10 protein-coding genes and 1 tRNA gene are annotated in these 20154 nt (G+C 67.8%); 10 read left to right on the plus strand and 1 reads right to left on the minus strand.

Annotation, left to right across the window (positions count from 1 at the left end; all coding sequences use genetic code 11):
* Positions 1-56: 56 nt before the first annotated feature.
* The 6 genes from AC1AYP_RS07675 to AC1AYP_RS07700 all read left to right on the plus strand — a co-directional run bounded on the left by AC1AYP_RS07675 (position 57) and on the right by AC1AYP_RS07700 (position 16327).
* On the plus strand, positions 57-4766 hold the full coding sequence (locus tag AC1AYP_RS07675; RefSeq protein WP_476547357.1) for a carboxypeptidase regulatory-like domain-containing protein: 4710 nt from the start codon (positions 57-59) through the stop codon (positions 4764-4766).
* Between the two features lie 103 nt (positions 4767-4869).
* On the plus strand, positions 4870-8277 hold the full coding sequence (locus AC1AYP_RS07680; RefSeq protein ID WP_476547359.1) for a rhamnogalacturonan lyase family protein: 3408 nt from the start codon (positions 4870-4872) through the stop codon (positions 8275-8277).
* A gap of 52 nt (positions 8278-8329) precedes the next feature.
* Entirely contained in the window at positions 8330-10012 is a 1683-nt protein-coding gene (locus tag AC1AYP_RS07685) for an InlB B-repeat-containing protein (RefSeq protein WP_476547361.1), read from the plus strand.
* Positions 10013-10042: 30 nt separating this feature from the next.
* On the plus strand, positions 10043-14986 hold the full coding sequence (locus AC1AYP_RS07690; protein WP_476547363.1) for an Ig-like domain-containing protein: 4944 nt from the start codon (positions 10043-10045) through the stop codon (positions 14984-14986).
* Positions 14987-15065: 79 nt separating this feature from the next.
* A complete protein-coding gene (locus AC1AYP_RS07695) occupies positions 15066-15446 on the plus strand; it encodes a glycerophosphodiester phosphodiesterase (protein WP_476502512.1) in 381 nt (126 codons plus the stop codon).
* A gap of 161 nt (positions 15447-15607) precedes the next feature.
* Positions 15608-16327, plus strand: a complete 720-nt coding sequence (locus tag AC1AYP_RS07700) for a hypothetical protein (RefSeq protein WP_476547365.1) — start codon at positions 15608-15610, stop codon at positions 16325-16327.
* A gap of 126 nt (positions 16328-16453) precedes the next feature.
* Here the strand turns inward: AC1AYP_RS07700 and AC1AYP_RS07705 are convergent, their stop codons facing one another.
* The gene (locus AC1AYP_RS07705) at positions 16454-16876 is read right to left on the minus strand and encodes a glycerophosphodiester phosphodiesterase (RefSeq protein ID WP_476544661.1); all 423 of its coding nucleotides are present in this window, start codon (positions 16874-16876) and stop codon (positions 16454-16456) included.
* Between the two features lie 373 nt (positions 16877-17249).
* Here AC1AYP_RS07705 and AC1AYP_RS07710 point away from each other — a divergent pair.
* The 4 genes from AC1AYP_RS07710 (at position 17250) to prmC (ending at position 19833) form a co-directional block, all read left to right on the plus strand.
* Positions 17250-17323: transfer RNA gene (locus AC1AYP_RS07710), tRNA-Ile, on the plus strand.
* Positions 17324-17473: 150 nt separating this feature from the next.
* Entirely contained in the window at positions 17474-17686 is a 213-nt protein-coding gene (rpmE, locus tag AC1AYP_RS07715) for a 50S ribosomal protein L31 (protein WP_151917191.1), read from the plus strand.
* A 138-nt stretch (positions 17687-17824) separates the two neighbouring features.
* Positions 17825-18913: a peptide chain release factor 1 gene (gene prfA / locus AC1AYP_RS07720; RefSeq protein WP_476502509.1), complete on the plus strand. Its 1089-nt coding sequence runs from the start codon at positions 17825-17827 to the stop codon at positions 18911-18913.
* A gap of 2 nt (positions 18914-18915) precedes the next feature.
* The gene (prmC, locus tag AC1AYP_RS07725; protein WP_476547409.1) at positions 18916-19833 is read left to right on the plus strand and encodes a peptide chain release factor N(5)-glutamine methyltransferase; all 918 of its coding nucleotides are present in this window, start codon (positions 18916-18918) and stop codon (positions 19831-19833) included.
* The last annotated feature ends 321 nt before the right edge of the window (positions 19834-20154 follow it).

Here is a 20154-nt window from a genome sequence, read left to right on the forward strand (position 1 = left end):
ATCCGCATGGCGACGACGTCATCGCGCACGGTCCATCTCCAGATGAAAGGAAACGCATGGGTGCCTTGAGAACATGGGGCGCACGCGCGGCGGCCATATCGGCCACGGCCGCGATGGTCGCCGCGTTCATGCCCGCCACCTCGGCCATGGCGGCCGACGCCTCGGCGACATTCTCCGGTTACACCGACAAGACGGCGCTGAAGGCCGCCGGACGCGACGTCGTCAAGGCGGGAGGCCTGTCCGTCGCCGACGACTCCGCCCCCGCCGCGAGCGGCACCACGTACTACGTCGACTCCGCGGGCGGCGACGACGCCGCGGCCGGCACCAGCGAGGCGACCGCGTGGAAGACGTTCGCGAACGTGAACGCCAAGGAGTTCCAGCCCGGCGACCGCATCCTGCTCAAGGCGGGAAGCACGTGGACCGCCGAAGGCGACACGGTCGCCAAGGAGGCCTACGACTACACCACGTGGAAGAACGGCGTCGGCACCGACGTGGACGGCCAGGCCCCTACCGCCCTGCTCGCGCCCAAGGGCTCCGGCACCGCCGAGCAGCCGATCGTGTTGTCCAGCTACGGCGACGGCGACGCGGAGGCGGACGCCGCCCCGAAGCTCGAAGGCCGTGGCGTCGTCAACGACGTGCTGCAGCTGACCAACCAACAGCACTGGGACATCTCCAACCTCGACATCTCCAACCTCACCGACGGCTTCGACCCGTCGAGGTTCACCAAGGACGACGAGCCGAAGGCCGGCGACCTGAGGGGCGTGCACATCCAGGGCGAGAACGCGGGCGCGCTCGCCGGCTACGACATCCACGACCTGTACGTGCACGACGTGTCCGGACAGAAGTGGGCCATCGGCGCGTGGGGGCTCGACCGATCCAAGCGCACCGGCGGCATCATGTTCGAGGGCCTCAAGGGCGACGCAAAGACCGCCTCCACGTTCACCGACGTGACCGTGCGCGACAACGTGATCGCCAACACCTCGTTCGGCAACCTCGTGTTCAAGCAGTTCTCCGGCATGGGCACCGACAAGTACAAGGACCATGCCCCCGGATGGGGCGACCGCGCGGTCGGCAAGGCCGCCGTGGACGGCACCGTCACCGAGGATCCGGACTGGGCGCCGCACACCGGCGTCACCATCTCCGGCAACTACATGACCAACCGCGACACGCAGTTCGGCTGGGACTCCATGTACCTGACGTCCGTCAAGGGCGCGACCGTCGAGAACAACGTGGTCGACGGCGCCGGCGTCTCCGGCATCGAGATGTACTACGCGGCCGACATCGTCGTGCAGAACAACGAGGTCGCCGAACTTGCCGCCCGCCCGAACGCCGCCGACTCCAACGGCATCGACCCGGACCGCGGCACCTCCGACATCATCATCCAGGGCAACTACGTGCACGACTCCGGCGAAGGCATCCTGCTGTGCGGCTTCGGCTTCGGCACCTCGGTCGTGCGCTACAACATCATCCAGGACGTCGAACGCTACTACGTGAACGGCCACGGCTCCACCGGCGTGAACGCCATCACCAACAACCTGATGGTCAACACAATCGAACCGTGGAGCAAGTCCAACGGCAACGTCGGCTTCTTCGGCTCCTCCGGCTCCAGCTACTTCAACAAGAAGAACCTCCACTACGTGTTCAACAACACGTTCGTCAACCTCAACGCCAAGGACACGAAGGGCGTCACCTTCTCCGACGCCAAGACCGGCGTGACCTTCTCCAACAACGCCTACTGGGGCGAGCACATGACCCCGGCCGCCACCGACCAGGCCGCCGTAACCGCCGACCCGAAGATCGGCAACCCGGCCGACGGCCTCGACGGCGCGAAGCCCGGCGAAGGCTCGCCGCTCATCGGCGCCGGCAGGACCGTCGACCTCGACGCGATCATGCCCGGATTCAACGCCGCCGGCGCCGACGGCGTGAACGACGACGCGATCGGCGTCGACTTCTTCGGCAACCCGATCGCCGTGCCGCCCGCCATCGGCGCGGCCGGCGCACAGGTCGCCGCCGACTCCGGCACCGTGACCGGCGTCGTGAAGACCGCGGACGGCGCGCCGGTCGAAGGCGCGACCGTCACCGCCGACGGCGACGCCGGCGCGGCCGCCTCCACCGACGAGGCCGGCGCGTACACGCTGAGCCTTAAGGCCGGCGACCACACGCTCATCGCCGCCGCCCCCGGCTACAAGGACTCCGCCGCCGCGACCGTCACCGTCGCCGAGGGACAGGTCGCCACCGTCGACCTCGCGCTCGGCGAGGCCACCGCCACCACCGGCGCCATTGCCGGCACGACCAAGGTGAACGGCACCGCCGTCGGCGGCATCACCGTGACGCTCACCGACAAGGACGGCAGGAAGGTCGCCTCCACGACCTCCGTCCTCGGTTCCGTCGACGCCGACCGCGCCGGCGCGTACGCCTTCGACGTCGCGCCCGGCGCCGGCTACACCGTCACCGCCTCCCGCAAGAACTACGCGACCCGCGTCACACGCGACGTGACCGTGAAGCTCGCGCAGACCACCACCGTCGACTTCGACCTCGTCAAGACCGCCGACGACGCCACGCTCGGCTCGCTCACCGCCACCTCCGCCTACGGCGACCTCACGTTCGCCCGATCCGAGGACGGCACGCTCACGGCGAACGTCGGCCCGTACGCGGACAAGGCGACGCTCACCGCCAAGGCGAACAGCGCCGGCGCGAAGGCCTCCATCAACGGCGGCGACGCGGCGGCCACCGCCGTGGCCGACGTCGCGCTCGCCGTCGGACCGAACAACGTCACGATCGACGTCACGTCGAAGAGCGGCAGGAAGGCGACCGTCACGGCCGTCATCACCCGCGACGACCCGCAGCAGACGGCCGCATTGAAGTCGCTCGCCGTGGACGGCTTCGAACTCACACCCGCCTTCGACTACACGCGCGTCGGCACCGACAACCCATACGCCGTCACCGTGCCCGCCTCCGCGACCCACGTCACGCTCGCCTTCACGCGCGGCTGGGACAAGCAGACCGTGCTCGTCAACGGCGCCAAGACGACCGACGACACCGCCGACGTGGCGCTCGCGGACGGCGAGACCACCATCGACGTGAACGTCGACGAGTTCGCCGGCGGCGTCGAGGACTACATCATCAAGGTCACGCGCTCCGGCTCCGGCGAAATCGCGCCGAACCCGCCGACCACCGACCTGAACCCGCTGCTCTCCGCCGACTTCACGCAGCAGAGCGATCCGGAGAACCTCGGATTCACCGGCAACGCCGCCGTCGCCGACGGCAGGCTGACCGTCGGCAAGGACCTCGCCGCCGGCAAGGCCGTCAAGTCGACGCTGCCGATCGCCGTGCGCGCCCAGAAGACCGCCGAAGCGCAGTTCACGTGGAAGGCGGACGCCACCGCCAGGTCCGGCATCGAACTGCGCGACGCCTACGGGCGCCTCCTGTTCGCCATCGCCGCCGGCAACGACGGGTCCAAGCGGACCGTGAGGTACGCGACCGCCGCGCCGCGCGACATCGAATGGACCGCCTCCACCGTCGGCGCCAAGCAGTTCCGGAACGGCGAGCCCACGTGGACCACCACCGAGGGCGACGCGACCGCCGCCTGGCAGGTCAAGGTGCGCGCCGACTTCGCGAACGGCAAGGTGACGTACGCGATCACGCCGCTCGCGGGCGGCGACCCGATCGCCTCCGGCGAGACGGCCACGCGCGCCACCTCGATGGCCGCCCTGTTCGCCGTCAACTACGAGGGCACCGCCGTCCACACGATCGACGACGTGCTGTTCGCCGGCGCGACGAAGGCCGCCGACCTCGACCTGCCGCTCAGCGGCAGGACCGCCTACGCGTTCGGCGACTCGATCATCGCCGGACACAAGTACCCGGACGCCAGCTTCGCCACCTTCGCCGGCAACGAGGAGGGCGTGACCGTCCGCCGCTACGCGCAGAACGGCGCGACCGTCATCAAGGGCGCGGCCATGTGGTCCTCCCGCTACCTCGCCACGCAGATCGACAAGGCCCCGGCCGAATCCCCGGACATGGTGATCTTCGACGGCGGCACCAACGACATCGCGTCCATCGCCAAGGACGGGACGAAGTGGACCACCGCCATGTACGAGGAGCAGCTGGGCGGCGTCATCGACCAGATGAAGACCAAGTGGCCGGACGCGAAGATCGTGTTCGTCCAGGTCGCCAAGCTCAACGGCCGCGACTCCGCCCTGCAGGACGAGGTCCACGCGATCCAGGACAAGGTCTGCGCCGCCAAGGGCGTGACCGTGGCCGACGTGTACGACGCCTTCGAGGTGACCGACGCCAACCAAGACCAGTACTCGTTCACCGCGCTCGGCTCCACCGGCCTGCCGCAGACCAGCGGCTCGACCTCCGGCACCCACCCGAACTTCCCGGCCATCGAGCGGTACTACGTGCCCGTCGTCCGCGCCGCCATGCGCGCCGCGTCCGCCGGCGACGTCCCGAACCCGCCGGACCCCGACCCGACGCCCGATCCCGACCCGACGCCGGATCCGGACCCGGACCAGCCGGGCACCGGTCAGCCGGACCAGCCGGACCAGCCGGACCAGCCGGACCAGCCGGACGACGGTGACGGACCGCAGAACGGTGACGGCGGCCAGAACGGCCAGAACGGTGAGACCAGGAAAGACTCGCAGGACGCCGCCGACGGCGGTCTCGTCGCCACCGGCTCGCCGGTCGCCGCCATCGCGATCATCGCGGCGGCCACACTGATCGCTGGAATCACGGTGCTCGCCCTCGGCCACCGCAGACGCGACTGAGGCCACCCGTTCCCGCCGGCGCGGCATCGTCGCGCGCCGGCGGGACGGAACCCGCACATCATCACAACAACCAACCATCGAACATCCAAAGGATGGCCATTCAATGAGGAACAACACCATCGGCAAGGACGCCGGGCGCAAAACGCCATGGCTCAAGCGCGCCGTCGCCGCGTTCGTCGGCGCCGCGACGCTCGGCACCGTCGCGCTCACCGGCGTGCCCGCCGCATACGCCTACGACGGCTCGCTCGACACGGCCGACAACGACACGTCATGGACGGCCGAGAAGTACGCGGACCGCGCGCTCACCGTCGTACCCACCGACCAGGGCGTGCTCGCCACGTGGCGACTCTACGCGAACGACGCGGACGGCACCACGTTCACGCTCAAGCGCAACGGCGCGACCGTGTACACCGGCACCACCACCAACTACGCCGACAAGGACGGCAAACCCGGCGACACCTACACGCTGAGCGCCTCCGCCGGCCAATACGGCGAGGAGACCGCCACCGCCTGGGCCTCGAAGTCACTCACCCTGAAGCTCGACCCGCCGGCCGATCAGAAGATGCCCGCCGGCCAGACCACCGGCGTCGACCAGATCGCCACGTACACGGCCAACGACATGAGTCCCGCCGACCTCGACGGCGACGGCGTACTCGACCTCGTCGTCAAATGGGATCCGAGCAACTGGCAGGACAACTACTACGCGGGCTTCACCGGCACCACGTTCCTCGACGGCTATACCTTCGACCGTTCCACCGGTGCCACCAAGCGCCTGTGGCGCATCAACCTAGGCGTGAACATCCGATCCGGCGCACACTACACGCAATTCCAGGTGTGGGACTATGACGGTGACGGCAAGGCCGAGGTGCTCGTCAAGACCGCCGACGGCACGTCCACCTACAAGGACGAGGCGGGCAAGCTCGTCGAGACCGGTCACGTGGGCGCCGCGAGCGCCGAGGACCTGCCCACCGACACGGTGAGCGGCTCCGCCAAGCACGACTACCGCATGACCGGCAAGGCGTCCGACCCGAAGGACAAGAAGAACGGCAAGATCAACTCCGGCCCGGAGTACCTGACCGCCTTCGCCGGCGACGACGGCCACATCATCGACACCACCGACTTCGAGCCGAGCCGCGACGACGGCCTGTGGCACTGGGGCCCCTCCGACGCGAACATCGTCGACCGCTTCCTCGCCGGCACCGCCTACCTGGACGGTGAGAACGGCAGGCCGTACGCCGTGTTCTCGCGCGGCTACTACTTCCGCACCGAGATCGCCACCTACTCGCTCCAAGGCGGCAAGCTCACGCTCGACTGGCACTTCCGCGCCAACAAGGACACCTCGTCCGGCAAGGACCCGAGCTGGGTGGAGAACCCCGACTTCGCGCAGCAGGGCTTCCACAACCTGTCCATCAACGACGTGGACGGCGACGGCAAGGACGACATCGTCTTCGGCTCCATGACCGTCAAAAGCGACGGCACCGGCCTGGCCAGCTCCAAGCTCGGCCACGGCGACGCCCAGCACATCGGCGACTGGAACGACGACGGCGTGCTCGACACGTGGAACGTGCACGAAGGCAAGCGCGACGCGACGCTCACCAACCCGGCCACCGGCCAGGTGATGTTCCGCCAGTCCGTCAGCGGCGACAACGGCCGCGGCATGGCCGCCGACATTGACGCCCGCTACCCCGGCGCCGAGCTGTGGAGCGCGATGGACGCCAACACCTACAACGCCGTCACCCCGGCCCCCGCGGACAAGACCGCCTGCACCGCCAAGAGCCCCACGCCGTGCGTGAAGAAGATCTACAGCAAGACCAAGCCGGCCAGCGCCAACTTCTCCCTCCACTGGGACGGCGACCTGCTGGACGAGCTGTTCGAATACAGCGGCACGCAGGATCCGTCCATCACCACCGCGCACCAGGACCGCGTGGCCCCGCAGGTCCAGAAGTGGAACCCCGAGACCATGACCACCGACGTGATCTGGGAGGACGCGGCCGCGTCCACCAACAACGGCTCCAAGGGCAACGCGGGCCTCATCGGTGACATCATGGGCGACTGGCGCGACGAGATCATCGTGCGCGACACCAAGAATCCGTCCGTGGTGCGCCTGTACTCGACGGACATCGCCACGCCGTACAGCATCGCCACATCCCTCCAGTCCCGCTCCTACCGTGAGGGCCCCGCCTGGCAGAACACCGCCTACAACCAGCCGGCCCACCGCCAGACCATGCTCTCCGCCGGCGTGACCGTCCCGACCGTCACCACCACGAAGCACGGCGCCGACGCCGCCGTCACCTGGACCGCCGCCACTGACGGCCGCGTCTGGGGCGTCGGCGTGGGCGGCTACCGCATCTACCGCGCCGACAAGGGTTCCACCGAGTTCACGGCCGTCGCCGACGTGACCGCCGACACGCTCGCCTACACCGACACCGGCCTCGACAAGGCCAAGGACTACACGTACCGCGTGGCCGCGCTCATCGCCGGCCAGCCCTACTATGCCAGCTTCGACACGGACACCGTCGCCTCCACCGACCCGGTCGAGCCGTCCGCCGACAAGACCAAGCTCGACGCGGCGATCGCCGCCTACTCCGATCCGGCCAACCTCAAGGAGAGCGACTACACGCCCGAAAGCTGGAAGCCGTTCGCCGCCAAGCTCGAGGAAGCCAAGGCCGTCTCCGCCGACGCGAACGCCACGCAGGAGCGGGTCGACACCGTCCTCGCCGAACTGTTCGCCGCGAAGAAGGCCCTCGTCAAGACGACCGTCACGCCGCCCGCGCCCGAGAACAAGGCCCCGGTCGTCACGCTCAACACGGGCGTGGACGCGGCCGTGACCCTCGACTACGGCGCCGATCTCACGCAGCCGTCCGCCGACGACGTCACCGTCACCGACGACACGGACACCGGCCTCAAGGCCGCCGTGACGATCGCCCTCGACGGCAAGGCCGTCGACAAAGTCGACACCACCGCGCCCGGCACCTACACGATCACCTACACGGCCACCGATTCCGGCAACCTCACCGGCAGCGCGACCCGCACCGTGACCGTCGGCGAGAAGCCCACGCCCGAAATCGACACCGCCAAGCTGGAACTCGCCGTCAACGAGGCCAAGGCCAAGGCCGCCCTCGGCGAGGACGCCTACACCGCCGACACGTGGACGCCGTTCGCCACGGCCCTCGTCGAGGCCGAGAAGGTGCTCGCCGCGCCGACCGACCAGCAGGCCGTGGATGCGGCCGCCGACGACCTCGCCGCGAGAACCGCCGCGCTCAAGGCCAAGCCGGCCATCGAACCGGCCCCGGAGCCGGGAGACGGTGACGGCACCGGCGACGGCGGCTCGGCCGGCGACGATGCCGGTGATGCCGGCGATGCCGCGGACGACGCTGCCGGCGACGGCGACGGCGACGCCGCGGCGGGCAAGCTGTCCGCCACCGGCGCGGGCGTGGCCGGACTCGCCGCCGTCGCCACGCTGATGCTGGCCGCCGCCGGCATCACCCTCACCCTGCGCAGGCGCGGCTGACACCGCCCGCTCCCGTTCCCATCCCATCAACGACGATCAAGGAAACCCCACCATGCATACCCGCAACCACTGGCGTCCCATCGCCGCGGCCGCATTGTCGCTGACGACCGCCCTCGCCTGCGCCGTCCCCGCCGCCTTCGCAGCCGACACGACCGCACCCGCTCCAGCCGCCACCGCTCCGACCGCACAGACCGCGGCGGCCGCCGACTACGACCCCGCGTATCCGGACAACCATCAGGGGGAGAACACGACCGACTATCTGATGGCGTACTTCGTGACGGCGGCCGACTACAACCTGTGGGAGGAGCAGGTCTACTTCGCGACCAGCCATGACAGCCGCGAATGGACCGACCTGCACAAGGCCACGCTGCCCGTGCTCACCTCCACCGTGGGCTGCGGCGGCATCCGGGATCCGTTCCTGCTGCGCTCGCCTGACGGCTCGAAGTTCTACATCCTCGCCACTGACCAGAACCAGGTGAACAAGGACACCGTCCCCGGCTGCGGATGGAACGTGGACGGCTCCCGTAGGATCATCATCTGGGAATCCACCGACCTGGTGAACTGGAGCCAGCCGCGCGCCGTGGACGTCGGCTCCAAGATCCCCTCCAGCGAGAAGAAGGAAGGCATGGTCTGGGCCCCCGAAGCCGTGTGGGACGAGGAGAACCAGCAGTACTTCGTGTACTGGTCCACCAACTCAGGCGTGGACGACCAGTACGGCCGCTCCGACTCGCCGAACCAGTACTATGCCACCACGAAGGACTTCGTGACCTTCTCCGACCCGGTCAAGTGGATCGACCGCAAGGGCTACACGCTCGACTCCACGATGATGAAGGCTGACGACGGCTATTGGTACCGCGTTCACAACGCCGGCATCATCGAACGCACGAAGAACCTGTACGCCACCTCCTTCAAGGAGAAGACCCGCAAGGCCGACGACACCAAGGAATGGAAGTACCTCACCCAGGTGCAGTCCGCGCTCTCCGTGAACAACAAGCAGGTCGAAGGCAACGAGTTCCTCGTCACCAACAAGGACGACATCGACGAACTCGGCTACAGGTACGCCATCGTGGCCGACCAGTTCAAGGAGGAGAAGGGCTTCGGCATCGTGAGGACCAATGACCTCGCCGCCACGACCCCGGCCGAATGGCATCGCGACGACCTCGTCGACTTCCACCAGGATCCCGCCAAGGGCGAGACGATCAAGAAGCACGGCAGCTTCCTCAACATCACCAGCGAGGAGTACGACCGCATCCACGCCGCCTTCGACGGCGACAAGTGGCCGGTCACATTCGACTCCGCCGGCGGCTCCGCCGTGGCGATGGAGACGTTCGCCAAGGGGGAGAAGGTCATGAAGCCCGCCGATCCGACCCGCGAGGGCTACACGTTCAAGGGCTGGACGCTCGACGCCGCCGGCACGCAGGCCTTCGACTTCGACCAGGCCATCGAGAACCCGACCGGCCCGATTCACCTCGTCGCCCAGTGGGAGAAGAGCGAAGAGCCGGTCGATCCGACGCCCGACCAGGACCCGGCTCCGAATCCGGAACCGACGCCCGATCCGGACAAGTCCGGCACGACCGACGGCGACAAGCCCGGCGCGACCGATCAAGCCGGGAACGCCGACGCCAAGCATCCGCGGGCACTGTCCCGCACCGGTGCCGACGTGACCGGAATCACGACAGTCACCATGCTGACGGCTCTCGCCGGTATCGCTCTCACCCTGCGCAAACGCTGCTGACCGCCGGTCATGGAAAGAAGGGAACAATCGATGGGATTCAGGAACAGGGCAATCGCGTTCGGCGTCGCCGCGGCGATGGCCGGCACGCTGTTCGCCGGCGTGCCGGCCGCGACCGCCGCCGAAACGCCGGCATCGTCGGAAACGCCGGCATCGTCCGGAACGGCGTCGCCCGCGGCAGGAACCGCGGACGCGACCGGACGTACCGTCGACTTCGACGCCGGCTGGAAGTTCGTCACAGGCAATCCGTCCGGCGCGCAGAACGACGATTTCGACGATTCCGGCTGGCAGGACGTCGACCTGCCGCACGACTGGCGCATCTATGAGGACTTCACCGGGGTCGGCTCGTCGAAGGCGGCCGCGAAGGCCGCGCGCGGCTACCTGCCGTACGGCACGGTCTGGTACCGCAAGACCTTCAGCTTCACCGACGCGATGAAGGGGCGGCGCATCGTCATCAACTTCGACGGCGTGCAGTCGAGCTCCACGCTGTACGTCAACGGCAAGGCCGTCGGCGTCAAATCCACCGACGGGTACACGCAGCTCGTCGGCTACGGCCCGTTCAGCGAGGACATCACCGACTATCTGGACCAGGACGGCCCGAACGTCGTCGCCGTCAAGGCGGTCGTCAACGAGCCCACCTCACGCTGGTACGAGGGCGGCGGCATCTACCGCGACGTGACGCTCAGCGTCATCGACGACGTGCACGTGGGCCTCTACGGCACCGACATCACGACGCCGATCCCCACCGCCGCGACGTACGGCGACGGCGACGTCACCAACGATTTCAGCTATGACAAGGACACGGTCCTCGCCTATATCGCCGGCGGCAAGGCGCGGCTCGACATCGCCACCGACGTGGACAACGACGGCGGCGAGGACGCCGAGGCCACCGTGACGACGACGATCCTCGACGGCGGCACGCCCGTCGCATCCGTCACCGCCGACCCGGTCACCGTGAAGGCCGGCACGAGCGCCACCGTCAAACAGGCCGCCGACATCGCGAATCCGAAACTGTGGAGCACCGACGCGCCGAACCTGTACACGGCGAAGACCATCGTCGCCGTCGGAGGCAGGACCGTCGACGAAACCGAGACGACGGTGGGCGTGCGCTACCTGACGTTCACCGCGAACGACGGCTTCTACCTCAACGGCCGGTACATGAAGATCAAAGGCATGTGCCTGCACTCCGACCTGGGCGCGCTCGGCATGGCGTTCAACGAACGCGCCGCCGCACGCCAGCTCGAGATCCTCAAGGCGGCGGGCGTCAACGCGATCCGCACCGCGCACAACCCCGCCGCGCGCAAGTTCATCGAACTCGCGAACCGCATGGGCATGATGGTGCTCGAGGAGGTCGGCGAGGAATGGACCGGCCCGAAGATGGGCGGCAAGGGCCTCGGCACCGCCGCGCAGAAGACCGTGACCGGCGACGGCGAATGGGCGGGGAGGATCTGGCTCGAGAAGGAGCTCAAGACCATGGTGGACCGCGACAAGAACGATCCCGCCGTGATCATGTGGTCCATCGGCAACGAGATCACCGCCTCCCAGCTCGGCGAGGTCGCCTCCACGACCGGCCAGTACAAGGACCTCGACGAGAACCTCAACGCGTGGGTCAAGGAGGTCGACGCCACGCGCCCCACCACGATGAACAACTACCGTGAGATGGGCGCCGCGCAGACCGTGCTCGACAACGTGGACGTGGCCGGCTACAGCTACCTCGGCGGCCGCGTGATGAGCGAATGGCACAAGGCGCACCCCGACTGGATCAACCTCGCCTCCGAATCCGGCTCCCACCTGGAGTCTCGCGGCAAGTACTACGACCTCGACGACCCGATCATGGGCGACATCAAGTCCGTACGCGACGACTCCGCGCTGCAGCTGTCCGCCTACGACGCCTACCAGAACGGCAAGGAGGTGGACCTCACCTGGAACCAGGAGCTGACCGCCGACTACTCGCTCGGCGAGTTCAACTGGACCGGATTCGACTACATCGGCGAGCCCACCCCGTACGCGGGCGACTCCGGCACGAACGCGAAAGGCGAGACCATCGCCTCGAAATCCTCGTACTTCGGCATCGTCGACACCGCCGGCCTGCCCAAGGACTCGTACTACCTGTACAAGAGCTTGTGGACCGACCGCGCCACCGATCCGATGGTGCATCTCGTGCCCTCCAGCTGGAACTGGAAGAAGGGGCAGAAGATCGACGTGCAGGCGTACTCCAACGCCAAAAGCGTCGAACTGTTCCTCAACGGCAAGTCGCTCGGCGTGCGCAACTTCGACGAACAGACCACCCGGCTCGGTCTCATCTACCGCACCGCCGCCGACCGCAACACGATCGATGTGGACGACAGCAAGGACCGCAACGATTTCTACCTCACGTGGGACGACGTCGCCTACGAGCCCGGCGAGCTCAAGGCCGTCGCCTACGCGGGGAATGACGCCACGGGCGGCGTGATCGCCGAGGACACGCTCAAGACCGCCGGCAAGGCCGCCGCGTTGAAGCTCACCCCGGACCGCCGCCTCATCGACAACTCCGGATATTCGGGCGACGACCTGTCGTTCATCACCGTCGAAGCCACCGACCTCGACGGCACGCCCGTGCCCGACGCCGACGACACCGTCACCTTCGACGTGAGGAATGGCTATATCGCCGGCGTCGACAACGGCGACGGCGCCAGCCTCGAGAAATGGCAGACCGCCACCGGCGACTACACGACCAGCCATCGCAGCCTGTTCTCCGGCAAGGCGATGCTCATCGTCCGTTCCGACGGCAGCGGCAAGCCGATCGAGGTGAACGCGCAGTCGGACGGCCTCGCCGACGGCACCACCACCGTACGCACCGTGAAGGGCGACGCGAATACCGTCGTCGAAGTGCTCGGCGAACGCCGCGCCACCGACGTCGGCGTCGATCCGGGCGCGAAACTGCCCACCACCGTCACCGCCGTATACGGCGATGGCCATACCGCCCAGCTGCCGGTCACCTGGAACGCAATCGCACCCGCCGACTACGCGAAGACGGGCGTCGTGACCGTGGAAGGCATGGTCGACGGCACCACGATCAAGGCGACGCTCACCCTCTCCGTCGGCGACGTCAAACCGGGCGAACCGTCGACGCTCGCCGGCCTCACGGCAGGCCTCGATGGTCTGAAGGCCGACGGTTCCGGCGCATACACGCTCAAGGACGGCGACGACGCCCGCATCACCGTCACCGCGACCGGCAAGAACGGCGAGAAGATCGGCTTCGGCGTGGACTACACCTATGCATGCGACGACGAGACCGTCGTCGACGTGAAGGCGGACGGGGCGAGCGGGACCCTGACCGCGATCGGCAAGGGCACGGCCACCGTCACCGTGACCGGCTCCTATCGTGGGAAGACCGCGACCACCGTCATCACCGTGAACGTCGTCGATTCCGGCCGCGACGTCACCGCCGTCGAACCGGTGAGGACGACGGTCATGGTCGGCGCGGCCAAGGTCACGCTGCCGGACTCGGTCAAGGTGACGTATGCGACCGGGCCGGAAGGCACGCGCGCCGTCAGGTGGGATCCGGCCGCCGTGGCCGGACTCGACCTGACGCGCGTCGGCGTCGCCAAGGTGACCGGCGCGGTGGACGGCACGCCGTTGCCTGCCGAGGCCGTCGTGACCGTGCGCGACGTGGCAGCCGTCGAGAACATCGCCGTCGCCACGCCGGTCGGCGCCGTGCCGACGCTGCCCGAAACCGCCGTCGTCTACTACACGGATGGCACGGACGCCGAACAACCGGTCGCCTGGAATCCGATCGACCCCGCATCCGTCGCGAAGCTCGGCTTCGCCGACGCCACCGGCGCCGTCTCCTTCGAGGAGGACGGCGTGACGGTGACGCGCGAGGTGAGGGCGCGCATCCGCGCCGGCGAGGAGAAGACCGGCGAGAACCGCATCCTCTACCAGACCAACGCGTTCCCGCAGGTGAGCTCCACGCCCGCCTCGCCGGCCGAATCGGTGGGGCAGGTCAACGACGGCATCGTCAGCTTCAAACGCAGCAGCGGCAAGAACCGCTGGACCACGTACAAACTGGACGACGGCGCGACCCCCAAGGACGCGAAGCTGGACTTCATCCTCGGACTCGCCAACGAGACCGCGTACGACTTCAACAGGCTGCGCGTGTACTGGTACAAGTCCGGCATCGACGGCCCCGCAGACACGATCGCCATCAAATACAGGAACGCCGCCGGCGACATGGTGCCCGTCGCGAACCAGCAGGCCACGGCCGTCGACTACGACACCGAAGGTCGCGGGCAGGTCGTCGACTACACGTTCGACAACGTGAACACCTCGCGCTTCGAACTCGACATGCACAAGGACTCCGGCGCGATCGCCATCACCGAGATCGAGGCGTATGAACGTGATGTGGCCGCCGGCACCTCGACGGCGCTCACCGGGCTCAAGGTCGGGGGAGCGGCGCTCGACGGATTCTCCGCCGACAAGACCGACTACACGGTCAAGATCGAAGGAACGGCGATGGACGGGACCGTGGCGGACGGGACCGTGGCGGACGGGGATTATCCGGCCGTCGAACCCGAGTACGACGAGGCCGCCAACCCCGGCGTCACCGTCGTGCCCGCCTCGACGACCTATCCGACCGCGCGCGTCGTCGTGCGCAGCGAGGATCGGGAGAGTTCCGCCACGTACACGGTCGTGTTCGTCGGGGATGGACAGCCGGACCCGGAGCCGACACCCGACCCGGACAAGCCGGGCAGCGGAGGCAGCGGCGGTTCCGGCGATATCGGCGGTACCGGCAACGTCGGTGGTTCCGGTACCGGCGGTGGTTCCGGTGACGTCGGTGGTGCCGGTGCCGGCGGCAAGACCGGTGCCGGCGGCAAGACCGGCGGTCTGAGCGCCACCGGTTCGGCGGTCGCGATAGCCGTGCTGACGGCGGCCGTGTGCGGCGCGGCCGGCGCGGCGCTGACGGCCGGACGCCGGCGCAGGGGACGCCGCAGCTGAGGAATCCGGTCCATGGCCGCCGAATCATGGCGGCCATGGACCTGTCAAGACCATGGACCCGTCAATCAAGGAGGACATCATGTCATTGCCCGTTCCGCCGCGAGACTGCGGCTATGACCACGACCACGCCGTCGCACTGGCGCGCCGCGCAGGCGTGACCGACGCCGAGTTCGCCGAAGCCGCCGATTACGCGCGGCGACTCGACGCGCACCGGGCGTGGGGACTGCCGTTCAACGGCTACTGCAACGCCGCCGGATACGGCTACGTGCAGGAACCGACGTTCGCCGTGGCCCAGGACGGGTGGAATGCCTACGCGGCGTTCGCCGGCCTCTCCCGCGGCGCGCAGACCGCCGTCGTCTACGAGAGCCTCACCGACGCGCACGACGTCGACCATGAGTCCGCCCGCCAGTTCCTCAAACACGAACGCGGCATCATCATCCACGCCAACCAGCCGTACTGACCGGCGGCGTCGATGTGGACGCCGGGCCGCTCGTCCACCGGGTTGTCCACCGTCCCGCACCGCGGGACTACTGAGGTTGCCCGGGCCGTGACGCGGGCCTTATGGTGGGCCGCACATGGAGGGCGACGGCGCCTTCCGCAGGACCCTGAAGGGGGAGGACCATGACGATGTGCGATGTAGTGACGGTGGACGGGTGCGAGCGCGGCGATCCGGGATTCTCGACGATTCCGACCGACAAGGTGGTGTCGCTGTTCCGGGAGAACGACCTGGTGACGTACGGGGACGCGCGACGCGAGTTCTTCATCCAGCTGAATCTGAACCCGTTCCGTACGCGTTCGCGCTCCTTCCACGAGCATGTGGAGGACGCGTTCGCCCAATGGTTCGCGTTCGACTACCATCTTGACGTCTCCGGGCTGACGCCGTTCGTCGTGGCCGCCGCGCGCGAAAGCGAGGATGGCGGCGACGTGAAGGAGCGCGGTTACCAGGACCTGTGCGAGACGGCGGTCTCGAACTTCGCCTCGTGGTTCTGGGTGCACGCCGCAAACGCCGCCGACGGCGTCGTGACGGTAGAGGACTTGGCGCGCGGCGGCATGATCGAGATCCATGACCGTGCGGCGGCCGGCCGGTTCGACGGCGCGACCGGCGGTTCGATCATCGGGCGCGTCGCCCAGGTGCGCGGCGTGTGGCGTATGCCGTGGACGCCGTTGTATGAGGCGCATACGCCGAACGACGACACGTTCCGCGTGCATGTGGCGGCCTCGCTGCATGAGTGGGAACCGGGGTACGTCGACTACGCGCGCATGCTGTTCGGCCGGGACCGTCGACTCAAGATCGATTGGGAGGAGATGGCGCGTGCGGGTGCGCCGCGGGTGCGTCGTTAGCCGGCGGATGCCGGTGCTGGCTCGCCGGAACGCACAGGGCCGTGGGGCGGACGACGTCCGGCCCACGGCCCTTCGGTGTTGTCTGTGCGGACGCCTCGTTGCGTCGCATCGGTGAAGCGGTGCGGATCAGTACTTGTTGGCGCCGGTGCCGACGAAGTTCACCTTGAAGCCGCGCTGGTAGTGCAGGAACATGCTGGCGCCGTAGCGGTCGACCGGACGGTGGGTGAACAGCATGCGGATCGCGAACGCGGTCTGCACGTCCTCCGGCAGCGCGAGGAACGCCTTGTGGGCGTCCCAGTAGGGCTCACGCACGATGGCGGCGTCCGGCACGTAGGCGTAGCCGTAGCCGTCGTCGTTCACGTAGCCCATGAACGGCAGATCCCACGCGTTGTAGCGGGTGAGCTTGGCCTTGTACTCCTCGACCTCGGCGATGGCCTCGTCGCTGATGCCGAACGACTTGGCGACCTTGTTGGCCTCGGCGGTCTTCTCCTCCGGGGTCTTGTCGAACATGTCGAAGTTGACGGTGATTTCCTTGGCTTGCTCTGCCATGTCTGCTCCCTTCCACCGTGAATCGAACAATATTGATGTTCGATTCAGTGGTGAGAAAATGTACGGTTTTACTGTAACGTTTGTCTGTTGTTGGGGATGCTCTTGCGAACATCTGCGATATAGGTTAGCACGTTGTGAGCGCTAAACATATTGAAAATGCGTGATTTTTGACCTTGTTAACGCGAGCTTTACCTGAGTGCGCGGTATTGTGCGGCTCCTTCGCTTTGTGTGCGAATGACTACGTAATCTATCATCTGCAATGGTAGATTTTTCATTGAAACGAACATTGATGTTCGTTTTGGCTGGGTGCTCCGGCGTGTTGCGCGACGGTGCGCCGCGCGCCGTCCTCGCCGCCGGTACAATCGTGTGGGTCGCCCCCGTAGCTCAGTCGGTTAGAGCAGCACCCTTATAAGGTGTTTGTCCTGGGTTCAAGTCCCAGCGGGGGCACTGTCCGTTCGTCGGCCCCCTCGGGGTCAGAGGGGCCGAGCTCGGCGTGTCCCAAGTGTCGGCGGTGGGGACTATCATCCACTAGGTTCCGGTTCACGCCAGCCATAGGGGCATGGCGACCCGGGTCACCTGAATTCCTTAGGAGACATCATGAAGCAGGGTATCCATCCCGATTACCATGCCGTCGAGGTCCTGTGCTCGTGCGGCAACACCTTCGTCACCCGTTCCACCTACAAGGGCGACCACATGACGGTCGACGTGTGCTCGAAGTGCCACCCCTTCTACACCGGCAAGCAGAAGATCCTCGACACCGGTGGCCGCGTCGCCCGCTTCGAGCGTCGCTACGGCAAGAAGACCAAGTAGCATACTTGACGCCAGTCCCGCGAGACGGGTCGGCGCGCTTCGGCGTACCGTCCCGTCATCCATCGCAGGACTGGCGTTTTTGTATGCCCGCGCACCGCGAAACCGAACACCATACCGATTCCAAGGAAGACAGCGACCATGGCAGACGAACAGTTCCCCGCGGCGGCGACCGCGCTGGAGGAATACCAGAACATCGAACAGGAGATGGCCAGCCCCGAGGTGGTGACGAACCCGGACAAGATGCGCAAGCTGGGCCGTCGTCACGCCGAACTCGGCGCGATCGTCTCCGCATACAAGACCTACCTCTCCCTGCGCGATGACCTCGAGGCCGCCCGCGAGATGGCCGGCGAGGACCCCGACTTCGCGGCCGAGGCGAAGCGGCTCGAAGCCGAGCTGCCCGCCGCCGAGGAGAAGCTCCGCACCGCGCTCATCCCGCGCGACCCGGACGACGCGCGCGACGTGATCATGGAGATCAAGGCCGGCACCGGCGGCGAGGAGGCCGCGCTGTTCGCCGGCGACCTGCTGCGCATGTACACCCGATACGCGGAGAAGCGCGGCTGGACCGTCACCATCCAGTCGGAGAACGGCACCGAGCTCGGCGGCGTCAAGGACGTGCAGGTCGCGATCCGCGCCAAGGGCACGCCTGCTCCGGAGGAGGGCGTGTGGGCGTCCCTCAAGTACGAGGGCGGCGTGCACCGCGTGCAGCGCATCCCCGTCACCGAATCGCAGGGCCGCATCCAGACGTCCGCGGCCGGCGTGCTCGTCTTCCCGGAGGCCGACGAGGACGACGACGAGATCGAGATCGATCCGAAGGACCTCAAGATCGACATCTTCATGAGCTCCGGCCCCGGCGGCCAGTCCGTGAACACCACGTACTCCGCGGTGCGTATGACCCACCTGCCCACCGGCATCACCGTGAACATGCAGGACGAGAAGTCGCAGATCCAGAACCGCGCCGCCGCGCTGCGCGTGCTCAAGAGCCGCCTGCTCGCCATGAAGCACGAGCAGGAGGCCGCTGAGGCCGCCGACATGCGTCACTCTCAGGTGCGTTCCCTCGATCGTTCCGAGCGCATCCGCACGTACAACTTCCCGGAGAACCGCATCGTCGACCATCGCACCAACTACAAGGCGTACAACCTCGACGCCGTGCTCGACGGCGACCTGCAGGCCGTGATCGACTCCGACATCCAGGCCGACGAGGCCGAGCGTCTCGCCAACCAGAAGTGATGATGGACATCGACGATATGATCCGCGCCGCGGCTGCGCGGCTGCGCGAGGCGGGCGTCGACACGCCCGAGCATGACGCGAAGCTCCTGCTCGCCGAGGCGGCGGGCGTTCAGCTGCGCGACGTCGACAAGGCGCTGCTCATGGGCGATCCGCTCGACGCCATCGGTGATGCCGCCGACGACGCGGACGGCTTCGACGCCGTCGCCTCCCGCTTCGACGCGATGGTCGCGCGCCGCGCCAAGCGTGAGCCGCTGCAGCATATCACCGGCCATGCGCCGTTCCGCTATCTCGATCTGAAGGTCGGCCCGGGCGTGTTCATCCCGCGGCCGGAGACCGAGACCGTCGTGCAGGCGGGACTCGACTGGATCACGCGCAACGGGCTGTACCATCCGATCGTCGTCGACCTGTGCGCCGGCTCGGGCGCGATCGGCCTCGCCGTCGCGACCGAGGTGCCCGGCGCCGAGGTGTGGGCCGTCGAGAAGTCGCCGGAAGCCTACGTGTGGACGGAACGCAACCGCGACCTCGTCGCGCGCGCGAACCCGACCGCCGGCTACAACTACCATCTCGAACTGGGCGACGCGACCAGCGCGCTCACCCTCCCGCAGCTCGACGGGCGCGTCGACGCCGTCATCACGAACCCGCCGTACGTGCCGCTCGACCAGATCCCCGAACAGCCCGAGGTGCGCGACCACGATCCCGCGCTCGCGCTGTACGGCGGCTCGGCGGACGGCGCGCTCATCCCCGAGCGGATCGTGCTGCGCGCCTCGCGCCTGCTGCGTGCCGGCGGCGTGCTCGTCATGGAGCATGACGTGACGCAGGGGGAGCGGCTCGTCGCCTATGCGCGCGCGAACGGCTTCGCCTCCGCGCGCACCGAGAACGACTGGACCGGCCGCCCCCGCTTCCTCTTCGCCGAGAGATAGGATTTCGGCCCCCTCTGCTGAGGGGGCTCCCGGCGTAGCCGGGTGGGGGAGAGACGGCCGGCGCGTAACGATCCCGGCGTCTCTCCCTCCGTCAGGCTGACGGCTGACACCTCCCTCGTCGGAGGGAGGCTGATATGTCCGAGATGTGGAAATTGACCGCATCGCGGACACGAATGTGACTCGTCTCACAATAAGAAACGGCACTGCGGCCGGTACGGGCGTACCTGTATAACAGTCGGCGGCAAGCATCGTGAGAGAAGAGACACGGGTGCCGTGCGCATGGCCACAAGCCGTGCGGGCCGCACACCGCCAGGATGTCCC

The organism is Bifidobacterium sp. LH_424 (genome assembly GCF_056356895.1).